Source organism: Streptomyces niveiscabiei (genome assembly GCF_001419795.1).
GTDB classification, from domain to species: domain Bacteria; phylum Actinomycetota; class Actinomycetes; order Streptomycetales; family Streptomycetaceae; genus Streptomyces; species Streptomyces niveiscabiei.
Genome location: NZ_LIRL01000192.1, coordinates 1 through 7,556 on the forward strand (window position 1 = coordinate 1; position 7,556 = coordinate 7,556).

General features: G+C 74.5%; 5 protein-coding genes and 2 pseudogenes. 4 read left to right on the plus strand and 3 right to left on the minus strand.

Going from position 1 to position 7,556, the window contains the following annotated elements; genetic code table 11:
- Positions 1-331, minus strand: a pseudogene (locus AOK24_RS52695) (hypothetical protein); the annotation flags it as partial.
- A gap of 137 nt (positions 332-468) precedes the next feature.
- On the opposite strand from AOK24_RS52695, the gene AOK24_RS10785 reads away from it, so the two are divergent.
- A complete protein-coding gene (locus AOK24_RS10785; protein ID WP_055719844.1) occupies positions 469-2,487 on the plus strand; it encodes an FUSC family protein in 2,019 nt (672 codons plus the stop codon).
- A gap of 106 nt (positions 2,488-2,593) precedes the next feature.
- Here AOK24_RS10785 and AOK24_RS10790 read toward each other — a convergent pair whose 3' ends face one another.
- Complete coding sequence (locus AOK24_RS10790; protein WP_055719845.1) at positions 2,594-3,535, minus strand: endonuclease/exonuclease/phosphatase family protein; 942 nt, start codon at positions 3,533-3,535, stop codon at positions 2,594-2,596.
- 128 nt (positions 3,536-3,663) lie between these two features.
- Here AOK24_RS10790 and AOK24_RS10795 point away from each other — a divergent pair, with 128 nt between their 5' ends.
- The 3 genes from AOK24_RS10795 to AOK24_RS49170 all read left to right on the plus strand — a co-directional run bounded on the left by AOK24_RS10795 (position 3,664) and on the right by AOK24_RS49170 (position 6,063).
- On the plus strand, positions 3,664-4,992 hold the full coding sequence (locus AOK24_RS10795; RefSeq protein ID WP_055719846.1) for an amidohydrolase: 1,329 nt from the start codon (positions 3,664-3,666) through the stop codon (positions 4,990-4,992).
- Between the two features lie 114 nt (positions 4,993-5,106).
- Positions 5,107-5,748, plus strand: coding sequence for a DUF899 domain-containing protein (locus tag AOK24_RS10800; RefSeq protein ID WP_055719847.1), 642 nt, complete (start codon positions 5,107-5,109; stop codon positions 5,746-5,748).
- 141 nt (positions 5,749-5,889) lie between these two features.
- A complete protein-coding gene (locus AOK24_RS49170) occupies positions 5,890-6,063 on the plus strand; it encodes a hypothetical protein (RefSeq protein ID WP_165854617.1) in 174 nt (57 codons plus the stop codon).
- Here the strand turns inward: AOK24_RS49170 and AOK24_RS10805 are convergent.
- A pseudogene (locus AOK24_RS10805) lies at positions 6,048-7,424 on the minus strand (ABC transporter ATP-binding protein); the annotation flags it as partial. The gene AOK24_RS49170 and the pseudogene AOK24_RS10805 sit on opposite strands and share 16 nt — an antisense overlap.
- Positions 7,425-7,556: the final 132 nt, after the last annotated feature.

The window sequence follows — 7,556 nt, forward strand, 5'->3', positions numbered from 1 at the left end:
TGCGGACACCGGCCTCCATCCGTTCCTCGAACAGCGCGCCCGCGCGGTCGATCGCCTCCCCGACGTCCCCCGCCCCCGCGACGATGCCGTCGACGTCCCGCAGCCCCGCGCGCTCCAGCAGCCGCTTCTCGTTGGTGACCCACTCCCCGCGCGCGGGGCTGCGGGACGTCGACGGCATCGTCGCGGGGGCGGGGGACGTCGGGGAGGCGATCGACCGCGCGGGCGCGCTGTTCGAGGAACGGATGGAGGCCGGTGTCCGCACATGACCGGAACGGCGCCTCAGGGAGGCCGTTTCCGGGAATCGCCGTACCCGCGCGGGAGTTGCGTTCATAAAGAAACCGGCTGATCACACCCCGCGTCACCTCGACGAAACGCAACCGGCCCACCCGTTCCGTACCGTGGAGGGACAGCCCCAAGCCCCGGCCGACGTCGCCCGACGGCACCCGTCCCCGTCACGACAGGAGCCCCGTGTCCCCACGCGCCGGTGTCGCCCTCCCGCCCTGGCTCGCGCACGCACTGCGCGCGCAACGCGGCCCCGTCCCCTGGGCGGCGGTCGCGCGCGGGGCGCTCGCGGCGGGGCCGCTGCTGGCGCTCGCCGTGGCCACCGGACGCACCTCGCTCGGCGTCGTCGCCGCGATCGCCGCGATGCTCGCGGGGATCAACGACCGCCCGGGCAGCAGGCGTACGTCCGTGCAGCGGCTCGGGGCGCCCGCGCTGGCCGGCGCCGCGGGACTCCTCGGCGGCACCTACGCGGGCGCGCACGCGAGCCCCGTCGTCCTCACCCTCGCCCTGACCGCGCTCGGCCTCGTCGCCGGGGGCATGAGCGCCATCGGCCCCGTCGCGTCCGCGGCCGGCACCCAGGTCCTCGTCGCCTCCGCGATCGGCGCGGGCATGCCGGTCGACGAGGCGGGCTGGCAGCGCGCCCTCGCCTACCTCGCGGGCGCGGGCTGGCTCCTCCTGCTGCGCCTCGCCCTGCCCACGCCGGGCTCGCTGACCGGGGACTTCCGCTTCGACGGCGAACGGGACGCCGTCGCGGGCGTGTACGACGCGATCGCCGCCCTCCTCGACGCCGCCGGCGGCCCCGACGCGGGCGCCCGCCGGGCCGCCCTCACCGCCGCCCTCGACCACGCGCAGGACGCCTTCGCCGGGCCCCGGCTGCGCCGCTACGCCAGCTCCTCCACGGAACGGCGGCTGCACGCGCAGTACGCCGCCGCGCTGCCCCTCGGGGAGGCGGCGACCGCGCTCGCCTGGGCCGGGGAACCCGTCTCCGACCGCGCCTCCGAAGGGCCCCGGCGCCTGGCCGCCGCCGTCCGCGAGAACACACCCACCGGTCCGCTGCCCGCGCCCTCCCGCTCAGCGCCCGCGCTGCGCGCCCTGGACGACGCGCTGCTGCACGCCGCCGAGGCGTTCGACCGGGGCCACAGCACCGCTCCGCACGCGCGCCGGCGTACGGCGGCCGACCTGCTGCGGGCCGCGTTCGGCCCGGGCGGGCGGGAGTACGGGATGCGGGTCGCCCTGTGCTTCGGCGCGAGCGCCGCCATCGCGCAGGCCCTGCACCACTCCCACTGGTACGGCGAGCACACGCACTGGTACTGGCTCCCCGCCACCGCCGTCTTCCTCGTCAAGCCGGACCTCGGACCGCTCGTCTCGCGCGTCCTGAACCGGGCCGCCGGCACTGTCCTCGGGGCGCTCGTCTTCGCCGGGTTCGCCGCGTTCCTGCCCCGCCCCGAAGGGCTCGTCGCCCTCGTCGCCGTCTGCGGTGCCCTTGTCCCCGTCGCCACCCGCCACTTCGCCGCGCAGACCGCCGTCGTCACCGTCCTCGTCCTCGCCCTCGTCATGGTCGGCGGCGAACCCCAGGCGTCCGCGGGCCGCATCGGCGAGACCCTCCTGGCCTGCGTCCTCGTCCTGGTCGTCGGCCACCTCCCGATGCCGGGCGAACGCGGGGGCCAGGTACGGGCCCGGCTCGCGCTGGCGACCGGGGCGGCGCAGGAGTACCTGGCGTACGTGCTGAGCGGGACCGGGGAGGAGCCCTGGGCCCGGAAGCCCCAGAAGCGCGTGAGGCGCCCCGGAACGCACGAGAAGCCCCGAACCCCGCACGACCCGGCCGGGGGCCCGCACAGGGCCGCCCAAGCCCCGCGTAACGCCCCGGACGCGGCATCTCGGACATCCCCCGCCCCGACCGGCGACCGCGCCACCCGCTGGGCCCTCCGCCGCGAGGCCTACCGCACCCTCGCCGAAGCCCGCGCCGCCATCGCCCTCTCCGCCGCCGAACACCCGGCCCTCGCCCGCCACACCGCCGGCACCGACGAGATCGCCGCGCTCCTGGAACGCCTCGTCGACACGACGACGGCGTGCGCCGTGCAACTCGACGACACCGGGCACCTGGGCGCACGGCACCGCGAACTGCTCGACGAACTGCTGACGGCACTGGACGCCCACAGGGTGCCGGGTTCGCGGGGGCGGATGAGGCTGCCGCGGGCGGTGTGAGGGGCGCACCCGCGCGAGGCGGTCGGCGGTCGGGCGCGCGGTCGCGGACGGCCAGAAGGCGGGCGCCCCCGCGCGAGGCGGTCGGGGGGCGTTCCCCGTGTGCGCCCTACCCCACCCGCACCCACACCGGCGCGTGGTCCGACCCCGCCGCGTCCCGTCGTTCCCTCGGGTCCTCGTTCACCGAGGGCAGCCGCAGCACACCACCGGCCGACGGGATTCCGGTGTCGGCCTCGGTCACGCGGTGGACGAGTTGGTGGCTGAGGAGGATGTGGTCGATGAGTTCGCGGCGGCCGGAGTTGACGCGGGAGTACCGGCGGTCGGCGGGGATCAGGGGGGCCACGTCCCACAGGCGGGTCCGGTCGCCCTGGTCCGGCAGGTTGTAGCCGGGGGTGCCTATCTCCGATCCGGGCGGGCCCAGCAGGATCTGGGTCGTCGCGGCCTGGACCTCGTCGTTGAGGTCGCCCACCACGGCGACGTCCCGCGCGCGCCCGTCGTCGGCGAGGAGGTCGTCCGCGAGGGCGCGCAGGGCGACCGCCTCGGCGGCGCGGCGGTACAGCGCGTACGCGCCGTAGCGGGCCCGTTCGCCCTCGTCGTGGGGGAAGAAACGGTTGCCCGGGTAGGTGAGGAGCTTGGACTTCAGGTGGGCCACCGCCAGGTGCAGCGTGCCGGTGCGGACCGCGAGGAGGCCGCGGCCCGGCGCGGAGACCGTCAGCCCGGAGTCGTCGATCTGGACGGGCCGCAGACCGTGCGGGAACGCGTCGACGTCCGCGACGGCCACCAGGGGCGTTCTGCTGATGACGCCGACGCGGATGCCGCGCCCGTCGGGGTGCTCGGAGAGCGCCGTGTGCCAGGTGCCGCCGATCACGGCGAGGAGGTCGTCCAGGGCGTCGGGGTCGCCGACCTCCTGGACGCCGAGGACGTCGGGCGCCAGGGCGTCGACGGTCTCGGCGAGGGCCGCCAGCTTCGTGTCGTAAGAGGCTTTGTCCTTGGGGCCGAACGGGCCGCCGGGACGGTAGAGGTTCTCCAGGTTCCAGGTGCCGAGGAGCATGACGGGCTCCCTCCAGAGCGCGCTTCCAGGGCCCAAGGGTGCCTTCGGGGGAGGCCGCCGCGACAGGCGCCGGACAGGATGCCCGCCACGGCTCACGCAGGCCGAGGACCCCGTCGTACGGTGTCAGGATGACGCCTTCCGCGGACCTCGTCATCTCGGGCTGCACGGTTGTGGAACCCGGTCTCACGTTCCGTACGGACGCGACGGTCGTCGTCCGGGACGGCCGTATCGAGTCGATCGGCGACGACCCGCCCGGGGAGGCCGCACAGCGCATCGACGCGCGCGGGCAGATCGCGCTCCCCGGGCTGATCAACTGCCATACGCACGCGCCGATGGTCGCCCTGCGCGGAATCGCGGAGGACCTGCCGACCGAGGAGTGGTTCAACGGCGTCGTCTGGCCGGTCGAGTCGAACCTCACCGCGCGGGACGTCGAACTCGGCGCGCGCCTGGCCTGCGCCGAGATGATCCGCGCGGGCGTCACCTGCTTCGCCGACCACTACTTCGCGATGGACGCGGTCGCCGCCGTCGTCGAGGAGACCGGCCTGCGCGCCCACCTCGGGCAGGCGTACTTCTCCTCCCAGGGCCCGAAGGGCCGCGAGGAGTCCCTGGAGTTCGCCCTGAGGCACCGCGAGGGGGCCGGCGGGCGGATCACCACCACCCTGGCCCCGCACGCCCCGTACACCGTCACGGAAGCCGATCTCGCCGCCACCGCGGCCCTCGCGCAGGAGCACGGGCTCCCCGTCCACCTGCACGCCTCGGAGAACCGCGACCAGGCCGAGGCGAGCCTCGCGCGCCACGGCGTCACCCCGGTCGACGTCCTGGAGCGCACCGGCATCCTCGACACGGACGTCCTGATCGCGCACGGCACCGGCATCCTCGACCGCGACCTCGACGTCCTCGCCCGCGCGCGGGGACGCGTCTCCGTGGCGACCGCTCCGCGCGGGTACCTCAAGTTCGCCTGGCCGACGACCACCCCCGTGCGCGTGCTGCGCGAGATCGGCGTACCCGTCGGACTCGCGACGGACGGCGCCGCCTCCAACAACTCCCTGGACGTGTGGGAGTCGATGGCCCTGACCGCGCTGGTGCAGAAGTCGACGACCGGCGACCCGCGCTGGCTGACGGCACGCCAGGCCCTCGACCACGCGGGCCCGCAGAGCGCACAGGCCCTCGGCCTCGGTGACCGCATCGGCGCGCTCGCTCCCGGCATGCGCGCCGATCTGATCCTCGTCGACCTGACCGGCCCGCACACCCAGCCCGTCCACGACCTCGCCGCGACCCTCGTGCACAGCGCCCGCGCGAGCGACGTCCGCACGACGATCGTCGACGGCCGCGTCCTCATGCGGGAGCGTCAGCTCCTCACCGTCGACGTGCGATCCGTCGTCACGGAGTTGACGGCCCGTCTGCCCGCCCTCACCGACCGCGCGCACGGGCGGCGTGTCCAGGAGTACGACACCTGAGCCGCGCGACATCCGAATCGTGCGGCCGGAAAATTTCTTCGCCCACGACGATGAGTTCCGCGCGGCCCTCCAGTCACCCCTTCCGACGGACCGTCGTACGTGAAGGGGTGGGCGATGTCGCTCCCGGAGATCGTCTCGCGCGAACAGTGGCGCGCGGCGCGCGAGGACCTGCTGGCGAAGGAGGAGGCGCTCGCCCGCGCGCGCGAGGCGCTCGGCGCGCAGCGGCGCCGGATGCCGATGGTCGAGGTCGACGCGGAGTACGTCTTCGAGGGCGGCGACGGCAAGGCGACCCTCCTCGACCTCTTCCAAGGGCGCGCCCAGCTCGTCGTCCACCACTTCATGTTCGCGCCCGAGTGGGACACCGGCTGCCGGGGCTGCTCGGCCTTCCTCGACCAGGTCGGCCACCTCGCCCACCTCAAGGCGCGCGACACGGCGTTCGCGGTCGTCTCCAGAGCGCCGTACACGCGCGTCCTGCCGTTCAAGGCGCGGCTCGGCTGGACGGTGCCCTGGTACTCGTCCTACGACAGCGACTTCAACACCGACTTCGAGGCGACCCTCGCGCGCGCGGACGGCGAACTCGTCGAACGGCAGGGCCTGAGCTGCTTCCTGCGCGACGCGGACCGCGTCTTCCACACGTACTCCGCCTTCGGACGCGGACTCGACGGGCTCGGCACGGCGGCCGGGCTGCTCGACCTGACCGCGTGGGGACGGGGGCCCGAAACGGCCGTTCTCTATCACGATGAGTACGACTTCTGATCACTCTGCGTACGGGCGGTGTGTCAGGTAGGTCTCAGTACTGTCATATGCCGAGTCCTCCGGCCCCTGTGGCGCGTTCACTCCAGTACGAGCGACGGCCGGAACGGACGGCCGTACGGGAGACGCTTCCCGGAGGACGACATGGTGAACGGGCGGACCGTACTGGAACGGTTCCCCGCGGGCGGCCCGCGCGGGTCGTGGCCCGCGGAGGAGTTCGCGCGCGCGAGGCGCTCGGAAGGGCTGGCGGCGGAGGTCGTCATGGACCTCGCCAGCGACGCCTTCCTGGTGATCGTGCGGGGTCACTCCGGAGAGTGAGCGGGCAGCCGTACGGTGAACTGCTCGGCCTGGAGGGCGTACAGCTCCGCGTACACGCCCCCGGTCGCGAGCAGTTCGTCCGGGGTGCCCGACTCGACGAGCCGGCCCTGCTCCAGGACGTGCACCAGGTCGGCGTGGCGGACCGACGCCAGCCGGTGGGTGATCAGGACGACGGTCTGGCCGCTGTCGGCGAGCGCCCGGATCTTCTCGAACACCTCCAGCTCCGCGCGCGCGTCCAGCGCGGCCGTCGGCTCGTCCACGATCAGGATGCGCCCGCGCCGGTAGGCCGCCCGCGCGATGCCCAGCCGCTGCCACTGGCCGCCCGACAGCTCGTGACCGCCGCTGAACTGGCGTGCCAGCAGCGTGTCCAGACCGCGCGGAAGGTCCGCGACGACGTCCTGCGCGCCCGCCTGCGCGACGGACGAGGCGAGCCGCTCCTCGGTGAGCGGCGCGGCCGAGCGGCCGATCGCCACGTTCACCTTCGCCGTGAACGGCCAGCGCTTGAAGTCCTGCGCGACCATCGCGATCCGCTCCGCGAGCTGCCCGCGGTCCGCGCCCGCCGCGTCCACGTCGTCCCACATGACCCGCCCCGACTCCGGCCGGTACAGCCCCGCCAGCAGCTTCACCAGGGTCGTCTTGCCCGAGCCGTTCTCGCCGACCAGCGCGATGATCCGGCCCAGCGGCAGGGTGAGCGAGACGTCGTCCAGGGCCGGGCGGTGGTCCGGTGAGCCGTCGCCCGGGTAGCGGAACGTGACGTTCTCGAAGCGGATCTCCTCCGGGTCCTCCGGGAGGTCCGTCCCGCCCGCCGGGATCGCCCGCTCGGCCGCCTCGACGTACAGCCGTTGCAGGTCGCCCACGAACAGGGCCTCCTCGTGGAGCTGGTTCACCTCCAGGACCAGCGTGTTCAGGCTCGCCGAGCCGCTGCGGATCGCGATCACGGCCGTCCCCGCGACCGACAGGGCCATCGCGCCGCCCAGCAGCAGGCCGCCCAGGGTCGCGTACGTCGCGACCGTCGCCAGGCCCGTCCAGGCCGCCGCGATCAGCCCCGTACGGGCCGTCAGGCGGGCCAGCCGCGCCTGTTCCGCCTCCGCGGTCTCCGACATCGACCGGAAGTGACGCAGCAGGAACGGGCCGACGCCGTGCACACGGATCTCCGGGGCCGCCGCCGGTTCCGTCAGCAGGCTCGCGATCAGCTGCCCCGCGCGCGCGTGCTGCACCCACGTGTGGAACGACTCGTAGCGGCGCCTGGCGTTCGTCAGCGCGCTCCACGCGCTCGGGAGCGTCATCGTCAGCAGGAGCGGCAGCAGCACCGGGTGCAGGACCGTCAGGACGCCCGCCGCCGCGGCCGTCGAACTCGCCGCGATCGAGGACCACGCCTTCCACAAGCTCCTGGACACGGCCCAGTACGGCGCCCAGTCCGCGCGCAGGATGATCGGTTACGGCACGCGCGTGGTGAACTCGGTGATCTCGCTGGCCGCGGCGGCGGGCGTCCT

Coding starts and splice junctions, on each gene's coding strand:
- AOK24_RS10790 (WP_055719845.1), bottom strand. CDS start 3,535: ATGCTCCTCGGCACCTGGAACCTGGAGAACCTCTACCGTCCCGGCGGC.
- AOK24_RS10795 (WP_055719846.1), top strand. CDS start 3,664: ATGACGCCTTCCGCGGACCTCGTCATCTCGGGCTGCACGGTTGTGGAA.
- AOK24_RS49170 (WP_165854617.1), top strand. CDS start 5,890: ATGGTGAACGGGCGGACCGTACTGGAACGGTTCCCCGCGGGCGGCCCG.
- AOK24_RS10800 (WP_055719847.1), top strand. CDS start 5,107: ATGTCGCTCCCGGAGATCGTCTCGCGCGAACAGTGGCGCGCGGCGCGC.